At 61.4% G+C, this 17,744-nt stretch carries 14 protein-coding genes; 10 read left to right on the top strand and 4 right to left on the bottom strand.

Annotation, left to right across the window (positions count from 1 at the left end; all coding sequences use genetic code 11):
* Positions 1-149 precede the first annotated feature (149 nt).
* The 5 genes from LIX93_RS09275 to LIX93_RS09255 all read left to right on the top strand — a co-directional run bounded on the left by LIX93_RS09275 (position 150) and on the right by LIX93_RS09255 (position 6,668).
* Positions 150-755: a c-type cytochrome gene (locus LIX93_RS09275; RefSeq protein ID WP_226503742.1), complete on the top strand. Its 606-nt coding sequence runs from the start codon at positions 150-152 to the stop codon at positions 753-755.
* 237 nt (positions 756-992) lie between these two features.
* Positions 993-1,643, top strand: coding sequence for a thiol:disulfide interchange protein DsbA/DsbL (locus tag LIX93_RS09270; protein ID WP_226503741.1), 651 nt, complete (start codon positions 993-995; stop codon positions 1,641-1,643).
* A gap of 148 nt (positions 1,644-1,791) precedes the next feature.
* Positions 1,792-3,981: a GGDEF domain-containing protein gene (locus LIX93_RS09265; RefSeq protein ID WP_226503740.1), complete on the top strand. Its 2,190-nt coding sequence runs from the start codon at positions 1,792-1,794 to the stop codon at positions 3,979-3,981.
* A 211-nt stretch (positions 3,982-4,192) separates the two neighbouring features.
* The gene (locus LIX93_RS09260; RefSeq protein ID WP_226503739.1) at positions 4,193-4,975 is read left to right on the top strand and encodes an N-acetylmuramoyl-L-alanine amidase; all 783 of its coding nucleotides are present in this window, start codon (positions 4,193-4,195) and stop codon (positions 4,973-4,975) included.
* 70 nt (positions 4,976-5,045) lie between these two features.
* Positions 5,046-6,668, top strand: coding sequence for an EAL domain-containing protein (locus LIX93_RS09255; protein ID WP_226503738.1), 1,623 nt, complete (start codon positions 5,046-5,048; stop codon positions 6,666-6,668).
* A gap of 11 nt (positions 6,669-6,679) precedes the next feature.
* Here LIX93_RS09255 and LIX93_RS09250 read toward each other — a convergent pair whose 3' ends face one another.
* On the bottom strand, positions 6,680-8,467 hold the full coding sequence (locus LIX93_RS09250) for an ATP-binding protein (protein ID WP_226503737.1): 1,788 nt from the start codon (positions 8,465-8,467) through the stop codon (positions 6,680-6,682).
* Positions 8,464-9,810 carry a sigma-54-dependent response regulator transcription factor AlgB gene (gene algB, locus LIX93_RS09245; protein WP_226503736.1) on the bottom strand — a complete coding sequence of 449 codons (1,347 nt, stop codon included), beginning with the start codon at positions 9,808-9,810 and terminating at the stop codon, positions 8,464-8,466. Before algB ends, LIX93_RS09250 begins: the two co-directional genes overlap by 4 nt.
* Positions 9,811-10,033: 223 nt before the next feature.
* Here algB and LIX93_RS09240 point away from each other — a divergent pair, with 223 nt between their 5' ends.
* The 5 genes from LIX93_RS09240 to LIX93_RS09220 all read left to right on the top strand — a co-directional run bounded on the left by LIX93_RS09240 (position 10,034) and on the right by LIX93_RS09220 (position 14,994).
* On the top strand, positions 10,034-10,882 hold the full coding sequence (locus LIX93_RS09240) for a BON domain-containing protein (protein ID WP_226503735.1): 849 nt from the start codon (positions 10,034-10,036) through the stop codon (positions 10,880-10,882).
* Between the two features lie 236 nt (positions 10,883-11,118).
* Entirely contained in the window at positions 11,119-11,397 is a 279-nt protein-coding gene (locus tag LIX93_RS09235; protein ID WP_226503734.1) for a hypothetical protein, read from the top strand.
* Positions 11,398-11,501: 104 nt separating this feature from the next.
* On the top strand, positions 11,502-11,666 hold the full coding sequence (locus tag LIX93_RS09230) for a DUF1328 domain-containing protein (RefSeq protein WP_226503733.1): 165 nt from the start codon (positions 11,502-11,504) through the stop codon (positions 11,664-11,666).
* A gap of 585 nt (positions 11,667-12,251) precedes the next feature.
* The gene (gene gltP, locus LIX93_RS09225) at positions 12,252-13,622 is read left to right on the top strand and encodes a glutamate/aspartate:proton symporter GltP (RefSeq protein ID WP_226503732.1); all 1,371 of its coding nucleotides are present in this window, start codon (positions 12,252-12,254) and stop codon (positions 13,620-13,622) included.
* Positions 13,623-13,752: 130 nt separating this feature from the next.
* Positions 13,753-14,994, top strand: coding sequence for a spore maturation protein (locus LIX93_RS09220; protein WP_226503731.1), 1,242 nt, complete (start codon positions 13,753-13,755; stop codon positions 14,992-14,994).
* Positions 14,995-15,101: 107 nt separating this feature from the next.
* Here the strand turns inward: LIX93_RS09220 and LIX93_RS09215 are convergent, their stop codons facing one another.
* Both LIX93_RS09215 and LIX93_RS09210 read right to left on the bottom strand, forming a co-directional pair.
* The gene (locus tag LIX93_RS09215) at positions 15,102-16,130 is read right to left on the bottom strand and encodes a DUF5924 family protein (protein WP_226503730.1); all 1,029 of its coding nucleotides are present in this window, start codon (positions 16,128-16,130) and stop codon (positions 15,102-15,104) included.
* A 126-nt stretch (positions 16,131-16,256) separates the two neighbouring features.
* Positions 16,257-17,654 carry a pitrilysin family protein gene (locus LIX93_RS09210; protein ID WP_226503729.1) on the bottom strand — a complete coding sequence of 466 codons (1,398 nt, stop codon included), beginning with the start codon at positions 17,652-17,654 and terminating at the stop codon, positions 16,257-16,259.
* Positions 17,655-17,744 lie beyond the last annotated feature (90 nt).

Raw genomic sequence — 17,744 nt, 5'->3', positions numbered from 1 at the left:
CCGATTGGGCGCGATGTTCCGCTACTGGTGCGCCAGTATACAATGCCGCCGATTGTCTGCGGTCGTTGCGCGCGCGGTGGTGGCTTTTATCCCGCCAGAAATGACCGGTGACATACTTGAAGACTGGCCTGGCTGTGTGAGAACGACGGATGAACAGATGGATGCTGTGCCTGCTGTTGAGCCTGGGATGGTGCGTGGTCGCCCAGGCTGCGGGCGATGCCGCTGCCGGTCAGACCAAGGTGGCCGTGTGCGGCGCCTGTCACGGCCCGGATGGCAACAGCCTGGTGCCGATCTTCCCCAAGCTGGCCGGGCAAGGGGAGCGTTACCTGCTCAAGGAACTGCTGGATATCCAGGCCGGGCACCGCGCGGTGCCGGAGATGGCCGGGCAGTTGACCGATCTCGCTCCACAGGATCTGGCCGACATCGCCGCGTTCTATGCAGGCAAAACGGCCAATGTCGGCGTGACCGACCCTACCCTCGCCGCCCAAGGCGCAGCGCTGTATCACGGCGGCCGCCTGGAGGCCGGTCTGCCCGCTTGCAGCGCCTGCCACGGCCCCGATGGTGCGGGGCTGGCGGCCGCAGGCTTCCCGCAGTTGAGCGGCCAGCAGGCCGCCTACACCCTCAAACAGTTGACCAACTTTCGCAGTGGTGCGCGTGCCAACGATGGCGATACCGCGCCCATGCGCACGGTCGCAGGCAAGCTCACGGACAGCGATATCGCCGCGCTGGCGGCCTATATCCAGAGCCTGCGTTAACGCTGCGGTAATGCAGCCGCGCCAGCATGGCGGGTCATGGCAGTTGCAGCGTTGGTTCTCGCAGTCGTTAACGATTGGTTACGATTAATCGAGATGAAATCCCTGTCATGGAAAAGAAACCTGGGTGCCCGGTGGCCTTTTTGCCAACAACTGCCGTTACACTACCGAACTGAATCTTGCCGTGGCCAGTCTCACGCTGGTCGTTCCATGGCGATCCATCTTGCACAGGAGTAACGCATGCGTAATCTGATTCTCAGCGCCGCCCTCATGGTTGTCAGCCTGTTCGGCCTGACTGCCCAGGCGGCCGACAATGTCCAGCTCGAGCCCGGCAAGACCTACGTTCAGTTGGACAGTCCGGTGCCCGTACAAGTACCTGGCAAGATCGAAGTGGTCGAGATGTTCTGGTACGGCTGCCCGCACTGTTTCGCGTTCGAGCCGGTGATCAATCCCTGGATTGAAAAACTGCCTGCCGATGTGCACTTCATCCGCATTCCGGCCATGTTCGGCGGCCCATGGGATGCCCACGGCCAGCTGTTCATCACCCTCGATATCATGGGCGTCGAGAAAAAGGTGCATGCCGCCGTATTCAATGCGATCCAGAAGGAAGGCAAGCGCCTGACCGACAAGGAGGCCATGGCTGATTTCGTCGCTACTCAAGGTGTCGACAAGCAGCAGTTCCTTGAGACCTTCGATTCGTTCGCAGTGAAGGGCAAGATTACCCAGTACAAGGATTTGGCCAAGAAATACAATATTTCTGGCGTGCCGACCATGATTGTCAACGGCAAGTACCGTTTCGATGTGGGCAGTGCCGGTGGTGAAGAGCAAGCATTGAACGTGGCCGATCAACTGATCGCCAAAGAACGTGCCTCCATGAAGGTCGCTCAGTAACAGCTGCGCTACAGTATTAGTACATAGCAACGACGCCGGGCCCCCAGCCCGGTGGTGGCGCTGGAAGTTCGAGCGTCTTGCCGCTCCTGCGTTCTGCAGGAGCGGCGACCCCTCTGCCAGCAGGTAACGGTTTTTCTGGCAGACCCGCATGAGCGAAGAATCCGAACGCTGGAAAGAAAAATACCTCAAGAGCCTGGAGCGCCAGGAGAAGCTTGAGCGTCGTTGGGAAGCCCGTCTCGACTTGCTGCGCCGTGGCCTGGTGCGCAGTACCCTGGCCGCCGAAGGCAGCGACAAGGTGGTTGACCAATGCATGAAGGAAATGCGCGAGGTCGTGCGCACCGACGACATGGATGCCGCCTTGGCGGGCCTGCTGCCGAGGCTGGAGAAGGCTGTTCTTGATTCCGAGCAGCGCCGCGAGGTGCGTGTAGAGCAGATCGGCAGTGCCTTGGGGGCGTTGGTCACTCAGTTGCAGGCCCTACCGCTGAGCCGCGATGTCAGCCGGCCACTGAAGAAGTTTGCCAAAAGCCTTGATGAGCGTGCCGGTCAGGCGCGGGAAATCCCGTTGCTGTTGGGTGAGCTGAGCAAGTTGCAGGGCGATGCCTTGTCACAGCTGGAGATGCCCGAGCAGCCCGTTCGGCCTGGCTTGTTGCAACGGCTGTTCGGCGGCAAGGAGCCCGAGGTGCAAGAGGCGCAAGCGCCTGGCGCGGCGGTCGAGACGACTCACGCGGCGGCGGTAGGCGGTTCGTTACCGGCACCCGTCGAGCATAACGATGAAGTCGGCGAATCGAGCGCTGTTGTGCCGGCTCCAGCGCTGGCGGAGGCCGTTCGGCCTGCCTTGCCCGCCGAGGAGCGGTTGACGCCACCCCCTCTCGAAGCGCCCGAAGCAGAGGTTGAACCACCAGCAGCGTCTGTGGAAGAAGCGCAAAAAGCACTCGACACGCCTGCGGCAACGCCCGAGCCTGAAGCCGAAGCCGAAGCCGAAGCCGAAGCCGAAGCCGAAGCCGAAGCCGAAGCCGAAGCCGAAGCCGAAGCCGACCCCGACCCAGAACAAGAGTCAGCGTCCGAGCCAGAGATTCTGGCGCGGGCCGATGCCGATACCCGTGAGCCCGCCGCCGCCTCCGTGCTCCTCGATCAACCCGATGCGGATGAACCGTCGCCCCAACCCGCCCCGCTGCCGATCTTCCTCGACAGCCTGCCTCTGCCCCCGGTCATGGCTGAAGCCTTCGCCGCCATCGACCCGCACGCACCGGCCGAGGATATTCTCTACGCTCTGCCCGACACCCCCGAACCGTCCTACAGCTCGGTGGCTACCCATATCGAGGACACCCTGCTGGGCCTGCTCAACGACCTGAGCGTCCCCGAGCGTCACCAGCCCCAGGCCGACAGTCTCAAAGGCCGCCTCGAACACGGTCTCAACTGGTACGAACTGCTACCGATTCTCGACGATCTGGCTGTGCTCATGTTGGCGGTCAATGACAGTGGCCAGCATGAATTCGAAACCTACCTGCAGGAGCTCAATCGCCGCCTCGAAGGTTTCCAGAGCCAATTGCGCGAAGCCAGCGACGGCCACGCCGACAACCATAACGTGGCGCGCGAGATGGACAGCGAGCTGCGCGAACAGGTCGACGGCTTGCAAAGCAGCGTCGCTGGCGCCACCGACATCATCAGCCTCAAGGGCATCCTCGACAGCCGACTCGAAGGCTTGCTCGGCACGCTCGACGCGCACCAGCAGCAGCGCGACCTGCGCGAGCAGGAGGTGGCAAGCCGCTTGCAAGCGTTGGCCGAGCGGGTCAGCACCATGGAAACCGAGGCGTTGGGCTACCGCGAGCACCTCGAAGAACAACGCCAGAAAGCCCTCAACGACCCGCTCACCGGCCTGCCCAACCGCGCAGCCTGGAGCGAGCGGCTCGAACAGGAAGTCGCACAATGGCAGGAAACCGGCGACCCATTGATGCTGGCCATGGTCGATCTCGACCACTTCAAGGTCATCAACGACAGTTACGGTCACCTGGCCGGCGATAAAGTGCTGAAAATCATCGCGTCGCAGTTGCAAAAACGCCTGCGCCCGGGTGATTTCATCGCCCGCTTCGGTGGTGAAGAGTTCGTCGTATCGATGCCACGCACGGCCCAGGCGGATGGCGCCGCCGTACTCGAAAGCATGCGCGCGGCGATCGAAGCCTGCCCGTTCCACTTCAAGGGCCAGCGGGTCACCATTACCACGTCCATTGGTTTCAGCGGGTTCAAACCCCATGAGCGCGCCGATGCCGTACTCAAGCGTGCTGACCAGGCGCTTTACAAGGCCAAAGAGGCGGGGCGCAATACGGTGATGCCGGGCTGAACTGCGGTGCCTTCACTGGCCTCCTTGCGGGCAAGCCCTGCTCCCACAGGCCAGGACGCGAGTCGAGCACCTGTAAGAGCAAGGCTTGTCCGCGAAGGGGCCGGCAGCCATCACACAAAATCCAAAGCTCAACCCACCTGCCAAATCACGAAATTCCAATAACCTTTACGTTATGATATTGCATTGCCGACTTCACACGTGTCCCGCCACCTTGAAACTACTCCGTTATTTCGCTGCCCCGCTGTTGATACTGCTCGCCGCCTGCAGCAGCGAACCGAAGATCGACAAGAGCTTCCCTTCGGCCAACCACGACAGCCGCATCCAGTTCGTAGTGATGCACTACACCTCGGCATCCCTGCCCCGCTCACTGGCCCTGCTGACCCACGGCGAAGTCAGCGCCCACTACCTTATTGGCGACAACCCGCCGACCCTCTACCAGTTGGTGGACGAAAACCAGCGCGCCTGGCATGCCGGCGAAAGCGAGTGGGCGGGCCGCACCTGGCTCAACTCCAGCTCGCTGGGCATCGAAATCGTCAGCCCGGGCTATACCGATGGCCCCAACGGGCGTGTCTGGTACCCCTACACCGAGGGTCAGATCAACTCGCTGATCTACCTGCTCAAGGACATTCGTTCGCGATATAAGATCGACCCGCGCAGTTATGTCGGTCATAGTGATATCGCGCCGCTGCGAAAACTTGATCCAGGGCCGCTGTTCCCTTGGAAACGCCTGGCCCAGGAGGGTTTCGGAATCTGGCCGGACGCCAACGAGGTCGCCCGCTACAAGGCTCGATTCGATGTCAATCTGCCAAGCGCGACCTGGTTCCAGCAGCAACTCGCGCAGTTGGGCTATGCGGTCCCGCAAACCGGCGAGTTCGATGTCACCACTGTCCATGTCATTGCCGCATTCCAGATGCATTATCGTCCGGAGCGTTTTGATGGCAGAGCCGATGCGCAAAGCGCCGCGATCCTGCAGGCGCTCAATAATATGAAGTGATATACCGGGAGCCGTCCACCGGCTGATATCTGACCCGCTGCCACCCCGTGTACCCACTGGATCTACGTCAATGTTATTTGCCACCGCAGCGCTGCGCAGCAACTTGGGCCGTCCCTGGATACTGGCGACGCTGACGGCTATTGCAGTGGCGCTGCTGCTCTCGGCAGGCAGCTACATGCTGGTCAAGCACGCGTTGGAGCAAAGCGAGGCCGAGCAGATGAACGCTCGCGGCGAACGCTTCCTCGATCGTTTGGAGCAGATCTTCGGTCAGTTGCGCGAAGGCGTCGATCAACTCGCGGCGCAGCCGTCGCGCCAGTGCGACGCCCCCATGCTGGCGGCGCTCAACCAGGTCGGGTTCGACTATCGCTTCGTGTTCGAGGCGGCGTTCGTCAACGGCAATCAATCGTGCTCCAGTCGCCCGGGTCGCGCCACTGCCGACCTGGATCGGCCCCCGGATATCGAGGGCCCCACCTACAAGTACTGGCTGAACACCTCGACCGAGCCTAACGACAACCTGGCGGCACTGATGCTGGGACGGGGCAATTTTCGTGTGTCCACCTCCCGTGGGCATCTGACCGACGTCGTCGATCTGTCCGATAACGGCAGCCTGCTGGTGCTGCTCGACAAAGGCCAGCGTGCGGTGCCGGTGCTGGGCCCGCCGCAGGTCTGGCCACCGACGCGCAACTGGCCGCCCAGCTCGGGGGACGCGCTGACCATCACCGCCGACCGCCTGATCTATCGCATGTCGACCAAATCGCCGGACTACCAGCTGGTATTGATCACCCCACGGATCAACCTGATGGCCCGGCTCAACTCGCCATTATGGCTGTTGTTCCCGGCGAGCTTGCTGATTGCCATCTTCTCCGGCTGGTCGGTGTTGGTGCTGGTGCGCCAGCGCCGCACCCTGAACGGTGAGCTGCAGGGCGCCCTGCGCCGTGGCGAGATACGCGTGCTGTATCAGCCGATCTTCGATTTGAGTAGCCGCCGCTGCGTGGGTGCCGAGGCGCTGGTGCGCTGGCGGCGCCTAGACGGCACGCTGACCAGCCCCGACCTGTTCATTCCGTTGGCGGAGAACACCGGGCTGATTCGCGAGATCACCGACTTCGTGCTCCAGCAGCTGCTCGAACAGCTCGGCCAGGTGCTGCGCGCCAATCCGCATCTGTATATTTCGGTCAATCTGGCGGCCTGCGATGTCATGGAGCCGCGCATTGGCACGGTGGTGGGACAGTTGCTGGATCTGTATCGGGTGTCGCCGCGCCAGATCGCGTTCGAAGTCACCGAGCGTGGCCTGATCGACGTAGTGCCCGCGCGGGAAAACCTGCAAAGCCTGCGCGACCTGGGCCACCAGGTATTGATCGACGACTTCGGTACGGGCTATTGCAGCCTGGCCTATCTGCAGACGCTGCCGGTGGATTGCCTGAAAATCGACAAGGCCTTCATCGATGCCCTTGGCCATGACGCCGCCAGCAGTGGAGTGGCACCGCACATCATTCGCATGGCCCACGCGCTCGACCTCAAGGTGATCGCCGAGGGCATCGAGTCCGAGGCCCAGGCGATTCTGCTGGGCAGCGAAGGGGTCAATTACGGACAGGGCTGGTTGTTCGCTCAGGCGCTCAATTCGCGCCAGTTCAGCGAGCTGGTGACCCGTGGCCGGCGCAAGAAGATCGGCCGGCGGGTCGAAGACGAAGCCTGAACCCGGTCCGCCTAGACCGGCAGCGTCATATAGAACTGCGTGCCCTGCCCCGGCCGCGAATAGACTCCCATGCGTCCGCCGTGCAGTTGCACGATTTCCTTGCATAACGCCAGGCCCAGGCCGGCACCGCCCTTTTTGCGCCCGACCTGCACGAAGGGCTCGAAGATCCGCCCCTGCTGGCCGTAGGCGATGCCTTCGCCGTTGTCCTCCACGCTGATGATGACGCGCTCGGCATGCCGTCGGGCCTGCAGATGGATGCGACCGTTTTCCGGGGTATGGCGCAAGGCGTTGTCCATCAGGTTGTCGATCACTCGATCGAGTTGTGCCTGATCGGCCAGTAACCGGGGCAACGCCTCTTGCTCCTCGATGGCGAGTACGATGCCTTTCTCCTGCGCCGGCCCTTGATAGCGGGCTTCGGCGCGCAGCAGCAGGTCGCCGATGGTGCAGGGTGCCAGGTTGAGCTTTTGCTGTCCGCTCTGGTAACGCGAGAAATTCAGCAGGTCGTTGATCAGTTGCATCAGGCGCTGCATTTCTTCGTTGACCGTGCTCAGCAGGTCGTATTCGCGCGACGCCGGGTCGAAGTGGACTCGCTCTTGCAGCAGCCCGAAGGCCATGTGCATGCCGGTCACCGGCGTGCGCAGCTCGTGGGAGGCGCGCAGCACGAACTCGCTGCGCACGCGTTCGAAAGCGCGTTGCTCGGTGACGTCGTGGAGCACCATCACGGCGCCGAGGATCTGCCCGGTCGGATGGCTGACCGGGGTCAAGCTGTAGGACAGCAGGCGAGTCTCGCCCTCGACTTCGAAACTCAGGTCCTCCAGCGCACGTTCCAGCGAGCCGCCACGGAGGATCAATTGCAGCTGTTCGTCCATCTCCGGACGTCGCAATGCCTGGCCCAAGGGGTTGCCCAACTGGCTGTCGTCCCAGCCTAGCTGGCGTTGCGCCACCGGGTTGAGATGTTCCAGCAGGCCCTGGCGATCGATCATCAGCAAACCGTCGTCGATGCTGTCGAGCACCGCTTGCAAGCGTTGCTGGCCCGCGCGCAGCTCGTCGACATTGGTTTCCTGATGGCGACGCAGGGCCGCGGCCATGGTGCCGAAGCGATCGGTCAGCTGATTCATCTCGACGGCCGACGAGGTCGGCAGGGTCACCTCGAAATTACCTTGGCTGATATGGTCGGCGGCGGTCGCCAGCGCTTCGATCGGTCCGCCGAAACGCTTGGCGATGCCATGGGCGGTGATGAAGCCGATGATCAGCACGGCAATACCCACCAGCCCCAGCAGCGTGGAGATCAGCACCGCGCGATCGTGGGAGGCCATCTCGCCAGCGGTGATCAGGTCGAGCGTGGCACGGTGGGTTTCGATCAGATCGTTGCGGACTCGGTTGAAAGCCTCATTCTGGTTGCCATCGTCGCTGATATTGCTGGCATTGTGCACGGCTTGTGCCAGCGCCTCTACGTAGCCTTGGTAATCGCTGGCGGCCTGTACGAAGGCGCGCTGTTGCTCGACGGTAATGGGCGCCGCGAGCGCTTCATCGAGCAGTGTGCGAAATTGCACCTGAGACCGTTGGAGCGCTGTCTTGTCGGGCACATCGTTCTGGGTCATGAACAACTGATCGCCCAAGGTCTGGCGCAGTTTCAGGCCGAGGTCCAGGGTGACGAAGTTGTTGTGAATCAGCGACTGCTGGGCCTTGGCCATCTGAATGACGCTGACCAGGCCCAGCAACAGCCCCAGCAAGGCAACAGTGATCAATGCGGAAATGCTCAGGAACAAGCGCGTCCGCAATTTCATCGGCAGCTTCATAGGTTGTACTGTTTGCGTTTGCGGTACAGGGTCGAGGCATCGATACCCAAGGTCTTGGCGGCTTGGTCAAGGGTGTCGCTGGTGGACAGCACCGCGCCGATGTGGGCTTTTTCCAGCTCGTCCAGGCTCAAGGCGGCACCGATACGCGGCGCGTTGTTGACCGGTTGCTCGGCCATGCCCAAGTGGCTGACCTCGACCTTGTCCTTGGCGCAGATGATGCTCGCGCGCTCGATGACGTTACGCAGTTCGCGGATATTGCCGGGCCAGCGGTAGTTGAGCAGTGCCGCGCGGGCTTCTTCGCTAAAGGTCCGTGCCGGGCGGGCGTATTCCTTGACGAAGCGCGCCAGGAAGCGCTCGGCCAAGGTGAGGATGTCTTCGCTGCGCTCGCGCAACGGCGGCAGGTGCAAGGTGATGACGTTGAGGCGGTAGAGCAGGTCTTCGCGGAAGCGACCGTCGCGCACCATGTCCTCGAGGTTGAGGTTGGTCGCGGCGAGGATGCGCACATCGGCGCGGCGGGTCACCGGGTCGCCGACGCGCTCGTATTCTTTGTCCTGAATAAAACGCAGCAACTTGGGCTGCAGGGTCAGCGGGAAGTCGCCGATTTCGTCGAGGAACAAAGTCCCGCCATCGGCCTGATTGACCCGGCCCAAGGTGCTCTCGCTGGCACCGGTGAAGGCGCCGCGGCTGTGGCCGAACAGCTCGCTTTCCATCAGTTCGGCAGTCAGCGACGGGCAATTGATGGTTACGCAAGATTTTTTCGCGCGTTTGCTCCAGCCATGGATGGCGCGGGCCAGTTCCCCTTTACCCGTACCCGATTCGCCGAGGATGAGGATGTTGGCGTCGGTAGTGGCGACCTGTCGAGCGGTCTCCAGCACGACCATCATCGCCGGACTGTGGGAGTCGAGGCCGTCTTTAGGTTTGCGCACTTCGCCTTCGAGCGCTTCGAGCCGCGCCGACAGTTGTCGCACTTCCAGCTGCTTGGCGGTGGCCAGACGCAGCTGATCGGGGCTGCACGGTTTGACCAGATAATCCGCAGCGCCTGCCTGGATGGCGTCGACGGCGGTATCCACTGCCGAGTGAGCGGTGACGATGACAACTCGCATCCAAGGCGCCTGCACGCGCATCTGCGCCAATACGTCGAGGCCGTTGTCATCGCCCAGCCGCAGATCGAGGAAACACAAGTCAAACACCTGGCGTTGCAGCAATGCCTCGGCCTGGGCCGAGCTATTGGCTGTCGCCACGCTATAGCCTTCATCCTCGAGGCAGTAACGAAAGGTACGCAGAATGGCGGACTCATCATCGACAAGCAAAATTCGGCCTTGATGGTCCGTGCCTGGTTCCATTTTCCTACGCCTCTATCAGATTGGTCTTACAGAAATGTCTTACATTAGTCAGGGAAAAATCGTGCAAGTTGCAGGGTTTATTCTGATTCATTCCGCACCCTGCATGGTAGTTCGCTGAACAAACAATCGCTAACTTTCTGATTTTTCTCCAAATCCGTGCTGTCAAAGGCCTGGCATAAGGGTTGCGACATCTGGGGCAATTCAAAAACATGGAGAATTATTGATGAAAACCCTCAAAAAGCTTGCTCTGGCTTCCGCCACGCTGGCGGTACTGTCAATGCACAGTGCGCCCAGTATTGCCGCCGACAGCAGTCTGGCCAGTCAACTGCAAGCGGCCAGGCAAGAAGGGTCGATCTGGACGGCATTCGCCCTTAACCGTCACCTGAGCCCGTTCAAGCTTGGGGTGGTCGTGCACCAAGGCACGGCAACCCTCAGTGGCTCGGTGGAAAACGAAGTGGATCGCGAGCTCGCGGCGCAGATCGCCGGGGACGTGGACGGGATTACCAAGGTCGACAACCAACTGAAGGTGGATGACCACCTGGCCGAGCAGATGCCCGCGCGCCAGTCGCTTGCGCAGCGCTTCGATGACGCGACCCTCACAGCCACTATCAAATCCAAATTGCTGTGGAACACCAGCACCCGCGACCTGCACGGCAGCGTTGCCACCGAAAACGGTGTGGTGACGCTCAAGGGCAAAGCGCCGACCGCCGATGCCAAATTGCTGGCCGGCAGCCTGGCGAGCAATACCGAAGGGGTCTATCAGGTCAACAACCTGATCAGCCTGGGGGCGGCCGATACGTCGACCACCCGCGCCGAAACAGCCGCCAAAACCACCGAAGACGCTCTGAGCGATGCCTGGATCACGAGCAAGGTGAAGGCCAGCCTGCTATATAGCCGGAGCCTCGATGGCCTGACCATAAATGTCGAAACCCACACCGGTATGGTCAGCCTGAGCGGCGATGTGGGCAGCAGCGAGGAAAAGACCGTGGCGCTCGAGCTGGCCCGCAATATCCGTGGCGTTCGCGGGGTGGATGCCGACCTGCTCAAAGTGGCCATCAAGCCGGCGCTGTAAGGGCCGACGGCGCAAGGCTAACTGGGTCGTGCAAATCGCCCGACCTACCGAGGGGGTATCGTGCAGGATGAACGTCACAAGCGCGGACTGTTAATCATAACCCATTGATTTATCTAAGTTTTATTCAGTAACAAAATGTGGCACGGCGTCTGCAATAACTTCGATAACAGAATTATCGTCGTTGAACGCTACGACCAATCCTTCAGCAGCCATCACTGAAGGTCAGGAGCCACAGGATGAACCGCACACCTTTCGCCACCGCTGCTGTCGCCTCCTCCCACGTTCAACAGGGGCTCTTCCTGCTGTTCGCCATGCTGGTCACCCTGTTGGGCTGCATGGCGTATCAACGCATGACTCAAGCGCCCGAGCCATTGCTCCACATGGTGCCGCATGCGCAGAGCTCGCACTTCAGCCCGGTGAGCAGCCGCAGCATGGAAATGCCCAGTGCCCGCGACTTCGAACAAACGGCTGAAGTGAACGCCCCCGCCGCACCACAGCAGCGCTGGACGTTCTAAGAATCGACAGACGCCGCCATCGGCGGCGTCCCGGTAAACATCCGAGCCGAACAGGCCGGAAGGCAATGCTTCAAACCTAGAGACGTAACATAAGGAGATACATCATGCTGAGTTGGGCAGTTACATTCCTCATCATCGCCGTCATCGCTGCGGTCCTGGGCTTCGGTGGCATCGCCGGTACTGCCGCAGGCATTGCCAAAATTCTGTTCATCATCTTCCTGGTGCTGTTCGTGGTGTCCTTCTTCATGGGGCGTCGCGGTCGACCCTGACCGATAGCACGGAGTCGCAAAGCGACCAAGGGGTCGGGATGCTTTGACTGTCATGGTTGAAGTGACCTAAGGGTACAGGGAGTACCTTCGATGAGGACCGGGTCAGGGGAAGTGGTCATGGGCGATCATGGCCGAGCTGGAAAACCAGCTCACAATCCTGTGGGAGCCAGATATGCTGGCGAAGAGGCCAGCCGTTGTGTAACGGCGTCTGTTCGCGAACATAGCTCGCTCCCACAAGTACTTTCTTCGAAGGTTTCATTTTTGATTTAGTTTCAGCATCTTTCTGATCGGAAATTCGAACATCCCGCCGTTTGAAACCCCCCTCCGCTCTACAGGCACCAGCCTGCTTGCCCTCATCGATTCGACATTCCGAACGACCCGATGGCAGCAATTCGTACATCCAGACATATATACAAGCCTTATGCCGGTTCGGCATGACCCATGCCGTTCCGGCATTAGACGGGTCTTTTCTCCATGGGAATAGTGCACCCTTTTTTTCGTTGGCCAGCCCGGTAATTCCGGGTTGGCGAGCTTTTCCCGCAGCGCCGCAAGGCGCTCCAGGGTCACTGCAACAAGGGGTAATCTATGAAAAAGGCGAAACTCAGCCTGGCCTGGCAAATTCTCATCGGCCTTGTGCTCGGAATTGCAATCGGCGCAGCGCTCAACCATCTGGGCAAAGCCACCGCCGGCATGGAAGCCAAAAACTGGTGGGAAGACTCCTCCTGGTGGATCAGTACCGTGCTGCAACCGGCTGGCGATATCTTTATTCGCCTGATCAAGATGATCGTGGTGCCTATCGTGATCGCCTCCCTGATCGTCGGTATCGCGGGCGTGGGCGATGCCAAGAAGCTGGGCCGCATCGGGCTGAAAACCATCATTTACTTCGAGATCGTCACCACCTTGGCGATTCTGGTGGGTGTGGGCCTGGCCAATGCCTTCCACCCCGGCGCGGGAATCGACATGAGCACCCTGTCGACCGTGGATATCTCTCAGTACCAGAAGACCACGGCCGAAGTGCAGCATGACCACGCTTTTGTCGCCACCCTGCTCAACCTGATTCCGTCGAACATCTTTGCCTCGATAGCCCGCGGCGACATGCTGCCGATCATTTTCTTTTCGGTGATGTTCGGCATGGGGCTGTCGAGCCTGCAGGCGGACCTGCGCGACCCGCTGGTGAAGGTGTTCCAGGGCGTCTCGGAAGCGATGTTCAAGGTCACTCACATGATCATGAACTATGCGCCGATCGGCGTTTTCGCCCTGATCGCGGTGACCGTGGCCAAGTTCGGCTTCAGCTCGTTGCTGCCATTGGCCAAGCTGGTGATCCTGGTCTACGTGGCCATCGCCTTCTTTGCCTTTGGGGTGCTGGGCCTGGTGGCGCGGATGTTCGGCTTCTCGATCCTCAAGCTGATGCGCATCCTCAAGGATGAGTTGATCCTGGCCTACTCCACCGCCAGTTCGGAAACCGTACTGCCGCGTATCATCGAGAAGATGGAAGCCTACGGCGCGCCGAAAGCGATCAGCAGCTTCGTGGTGCCGACCGGTTACTCGTTCAACCTCGATGGTTCGACGCTGTACCAGAGCATTGCGGCGTTGTTCATCGCTCAGCTGTACGGGATCGATCTGTCGATCGGTCAGCAACTGATGCTGATCCTGACCCTGATGGTCACCTCCAAGGGCATCGCCGGCGTACCGGGTGTGTCCTTCGTGGTGCTGCTGGCGACGCTCGGCAGCGTGGGCATCCCGCTGGAAGGCCTGGCGTTCATCGCTGGCGTCGACCGCATCATGGACATGGCCCGCACCGCACTCAACGTGGTCGGCAACGCCCTGGCGGTACTGGTGATCGCCAAGTGGGAGGGCATGTACGACGCGACCAAGGGCGAGCGTTACTGGAACAGCCTGCCGCACTTGCGCGGTCGTGGCACCAAGGCGCCAGCCGGCAAGGTCGTTACCGAATAAACCGGTTTATCTGCAGCTGGCGAGCCCCGGATATTCGGGGCTGGTTTTTATCTACTGCATTTAGCCTTATCGGTTTGGTAGTCCGGGGCCACCCCGTTATCATCGGCGCATCGTTTTGGGGGTGTGACAAATGCTTAATGGCCTATGGCTCGGGTTTTTCCTGGTGGCGGCGGTGTCCGGTCTCGCGCAGTGGCTGGTGGGCGGCAACGCTGGGGTCTTCGCGGCGATGGTCGAGAGCATTTTCGCCATGGCCAAGCTGTCGGTGGATGTCATGGTGCTGCTGTTCGGCACCCTGACGCTGTGGCTCGGTTTTCTGAAAATCGCCGAGAAGGCCGGCATCGTCGACTGGCTGGCCAAGGTGCTGGGCCCCTTGTTCGCGCGGCTGATGCCCGAGGTGCCGCCGGGGCATCCGGCTCTGGGCCTGATTACCCTCAATTTCGCTGCCAACGGCCTGGGCCTGGACAACGCCGCCACGCCTATCGGCCTCAAGGCCATGCGCGCGCTGCAAGACCTCAATCCGCTGCCAGACACGGCCAGCAATGCGCAGATTCTGTTTCTGGTGCTCAACGCCTCGTCGCTGACGTTGCTGCCGGTGACTATCTTCATGTACCGCGCGCAGCAAGGTGCGCTGGACCCGACCCTGGTATTCCTGCCGATCCTGCTGGCCACCAGTGCGTCGACGCTGGTGGGGCTGTTGTCGGTCGCGGTCATGCAACGGCTGCGCCTGTGGGACCCGGTGGTGCTTGCCTATCTGATTCCGGGGGCCTTGTTGCTGGGCGCGTTCATGGCCCTGCTGGCCGGTCTGTCGGCAACGGCGCTGGCGAGTCTGTCGTCGATCCTCGGCAACCTGACGTTGTTCGGGTTGATCATCCTGTTCTTGCTGATTGGCGCGCTGAAGAAAGTACCGGTGTACGAAACCTTCGTCGAAGGCGCCAAGGAAGGCTTCGACGTGGCGAAGAACCTCCTGCCCTACCTGGTAGCGATGCTCTGCGCCGTTGGCGTGTTGCGGGCGTCGGGAGCGTTGGGGTTCGTGCTGGAGGGGATTCGCCATGCCGTGGAATGGGCCGGGCTCGATGGGCGATTCGTCGATGCGCTGCCAACCGCATTGGTGAAGCCGTTCTCGGGCAGCGCGGCGCGGGCGATGTTGATCGAGACCATGCAGAGCAAGGGCGTCGACAGCTTCCCGGCGTTGGTGGCGGCGACAATCCAGGGCAGCACCGAGACGACCTTTTACGTGCTGGCGGTGTACTTCGGCGCCGTGGGCATCAAGCGCGCGCGGCACGCGGTGGGATGCGCGCTATTGGCGGAGTTTTCCGGCGTGGTGGCGGCGATTGCGGTGTGTTACTGGTTTTTTGGGGCGACGGCGGCTTGATGGTGCCAGGGCCGGCCTCTTCGCAAGCACAGGTGTACGACTCTAGATATGCCAACGCTGTGAAAGCAAGGCTTGCCCGCGAAAGGGTCGGCCTGGATTGCGCAAATTCATGATCCCGACGCTTTATCGGCATCCGCCACCACCTTGAACCGCAATACCCCGATCACCTGGCCATCTTCGGTCATCACCCGCACCTGCCAGTTGCCTACCGGGTCGCCGGGGAAATTCTGCTTGTGGGTCCAGGCGCGGTAGCCTTCCTTGCGCCCACCGTGGATATCCAGGGCAATGCGGTCCATTTCGTTGCCGTTGAATTTCCACACGTGAAAGATCCGCTCGTCCAGCCCGCGCGGTGCGTTGATGGCGGTGTAGGCGAACAGCCCGCCATTGCGCACCTGGCTGGCGGTGACCTGCTGCAGGTCTTCGCCGGGGGTGCGGTTCTGGCCGTCGAGGCTGTCGGTAATGGCGTTTTCGGTCATCCACAAGGTGGCCGGCGGCACCCACGAACGCAGCAGCCAGCCGCCGCCACCGACCGCCAGAGTCACCGCCACTAACGCCACGCCACGCCGCCAATGGGTGATCGGGAAGCTCACCGCCAGGCTCGGGAACGACAACAGCATGGCGGTGCCGAGCGCCAGTTTGAAGCTTTCGGCGGTGGTCAGGTGGAGGATGATCGGCAGCGCCGTGAGCATGGCCGCGAACAGCGTGACGGTGTGCATGGCCATGAACAGCCAGCGCCGTGGCGCCACCCATTTGTAGTACAGCGGGTCGATGATCGACACCAGCCCGGCAGCGGTCAGCAGCCCGGTGAAGATCGCCTGGCCGCTGTTCCAGGTCGTAGTGATGTAAAAGAACGGCAGGACGAAGAACAGACTTTCCTGGTGGATCATTTGCGTGGCGTAGCGCAGCAGGTGCGGCGGAATCTCGCGCTTGAACACCCGGGTGAACAACTGGGTGAAGGCGTTTTCGAACATCAGCCACAGCCAGGTGAGCAGCATCACCACGGCGACCCAGCTGGCCAGACCGGCCTGGCGATCGACCATGATGAAGCTGCCCACCCCGGAGATGAAACCGCCGATGGCGATGACGCCGGGGTAGCGCTTTATGAGGTCGATCAGGCGCAGGATAAAAAGCGGCATGGGCGGTGGCGGCCTTGGTTTAAACGATAAATGTTACAGGATACTTCAGGCACCGTGATCGGTTGCCGATGGGGCGTCTGTACCGGCCGTCTTCGCCGGTAGGTCTTGCTCCCACAGGGATAGTCGTCATCTTCTGGAGCGGCGGCGCAATAGCAGTATCGCCCCGATCAGTAATCCCAGCGCTACCGCAGCGGTCACCATCAACAGCTGATCCAGCTCGTCATAGCTCAACAACGGCTTCTCGATGCGTACATATGGCGGCTCGGCCAATAGCGCCTTGAGCGCTTTGTTGGCGTCTTCCAGGGTGACCTTGCGCAGTCCTGCTACCGGATTAGTGAAGTGGCCATCGGCGTAATCGCCCAAGGCGTTCCAGTAATAATCCGCCAGCCCGCTGTCGCCCTGAATGGCCCAGGCCTGCTGGTCGACCGCTACCTGCTTGAGGCGGGCGAAGGTGTTCGGGTCCATGCCGTCGCGGCGCAATTGCGCCATACGTTGGGTGAGGAGTTGTTCGGCGGGTTCGATGTCGTTGCGCTCGAGGTCGGCATTCAGGCTCAGCAGGCCGGTATCGCCAAAGGCATCGCGCTGGCTGCTCGGCCCGTAGGACAGGCCATGAGCCAGGCGCAGGTCCTGGTACAAGGTCCAATCCAGGTAACGCTGCACCAGATCGAAAGCCTGATCCGGAACGTCGTCCAAGGTCGGTTCGAGGTAATACCAATGCAACCGGGCGCTGTCGCCGAGCCAGCCTTGGATGATCGTGCGGCGCTGCTCGGCACTGCCCTTGACCAGGGTCGAGTCTGGGTGCTCGGTAGGGTCGATGGCCTTGAGCTCGCCCCAGGCGCGCTCCAGATAGGCCGGCAGCAATCGATCCAACTGGCCGACCACTATCAGCGACATGTTATTAGGTGCGTACCATTCCTTGCGCACAGCATTGATCTGACCCAGCGTCAGCGCCTCGACCGAAGGCCGCTGCTGGCACTTGAGGCCCAGTTCGATAGCCAATTGGTCGCTGGCGCCATGGCCGAAATCCTGATGGTCGAGCCAACTCTGCAGATGCGAGGCGTGGCCACCGTCTTCACGGGTGACGATGGCTTTGGCGGTGTCGAGGGCCTGCTGGTCGATACGGGTCTGGGTCAGCGCAGCGAGCAGCAAGTCGAGCACCTTGCGCTGATTGCGCGCGGGGGCCTCGATCACATAGGTGGTGTCGGTGTCGCCGGTAAAAGCGTTCCACTCGCCACCCAGCGCCTGCATGCGTTCTTCGAGGCCGCCTTCGCCGCGGGCGTCGAGGCCGCTGAACATCAAGTGTTCGAGCAAGTGGGGGAGCTCTTGATCGGCGCAATTGAAGTCGCTGAAACCCACCCCTACCACCAGGCGAATCGCCACATGGCCGGGCTCGCTGCCTGGCTTGAGCACCAGCTGCAAGCCATTGGGGAGCAGATAGCCTTCGACCTGATAACGGTCGGCGGCGGATACGCAATCAACCTGAATAACGCCAAGCAGTGCAACGAGCAACAACAGACAACGCATGGGGCGAGTTTCCTTGCGGGAACCTGAAGAGTCCGCGCGCCAGGCGGATGGGTCTGTTTGAACAGACTTCACGGTCCCCCGGATGTTCAA

The sequence above is a fragment of the Pseudomonas sp. MWU16-30317 genome (assembly GCF_020515695.1).
Lineage (GTDB): Bacteria > Pseudomonadota > Gammaproteobacteria > Pseudomonadales > Pseudomonadaceae > Aquipseudomonas.
Note: the sequence above shows the minus strand (reverse complement) of the source record. Positions and strands in the feature narration are given on the sequence as shown.

Excerpts from the sequence above, each read along its gene's own strand:
- LIX93_RS09265 (WP_226503740.1), top strand. The coding sequence starts at position 1,792 with ATGAGCGAAGAATCCGAACGCTGGAAAGAAAAATACCTCAAGAGCCTG.
- LIX93_RS09210 (WP_226503729.1), bottom strand. The coding sequence starts at position 17,654 with ATGCGTTGTCTGTTGTTGCTCGTTGCACTGCTTGGCGTTATTCAGGTT.
- algB (WP_226503736.1), bottom strand. The coding sequence starts at position 9,810 with ATGGAACCAGGCACGGACCATCAAGGCCGAATTTTGCTTGTCGATGAT.
- LIX93_RS09275 (WP_226503742.1), top strand. The coding sequence starts at position 150 with ATGAACAGATGGATGCTGTGCCTGCTGTTGAGCCTGGGATGGTGCGTG.
- LIX93_RS09215 (WP_226503730.1), bottom strand. The coding sequence starts at position 16,130 with ATGCCGCTTTTTATCCTGCGCCTGATCGACCTCATAAAGCGCTACCCC.
- LIX93_RS09235 (WP_226503734.1), top strand. The coding sequence starts at position 11,119 with ATGAACCGCACACCTTTCGCCACCGCTGCTGTCGCCTCCTCCCACGTT.
- LIX93_RS09230 (WP_226503733.1), top strand. The coding sequence starts at position 11,502 with ATGCTGAGTTGGGCAGTTACATTCCTCATCATCGCCGTCATCGCTGCG.
- LIX93_RS09250 (WP_226503737.1), bottom strand. The coding sequence starts at position 8,467 with ATGAAGCTGCCGATGAAATTGCGGACGCGCTTGTTCCTGAGCATTTCC.
- LIX93_RS09240 (WP_226503735.1), top strand. The coding sequence starts at position 10,034 with ATGAAAACCCTCAAAAAGCTTGCTCTGGCTTCCGCCACGCTGGCGGTA.
- LIX93_RS09220 (WP_226503731.1), top strand. The coding sequence starts at position 13,753 with ATGCTTAATGGCCTATGGCTCGGGTTTTTCCTGGTGGCGGCGGTGTCC.
- LIX93_RS09255 (WP_226503738.1), top strand. The coding sequence starts at position 5,046 with ATGTTATTTGCCACCGCAGCGCTGCGCAGCAACTTGGGCCGTCCCTGG.
- gltP (WP_226503732.1), top strand. The coding sequence starts at position 12,252 with ATGAAAAAGGCGAAACTCAGCCTGGCCTGGCAAATTCTCATCGGCCTT.
- LIX93_RS09270 (WP_226503741.1), top strand. The coding sequence starts at position 993 with ATGCGTAATCTGATTCTCAGCGCCGCCCTCATGGTTGTCAGCCTGTTC.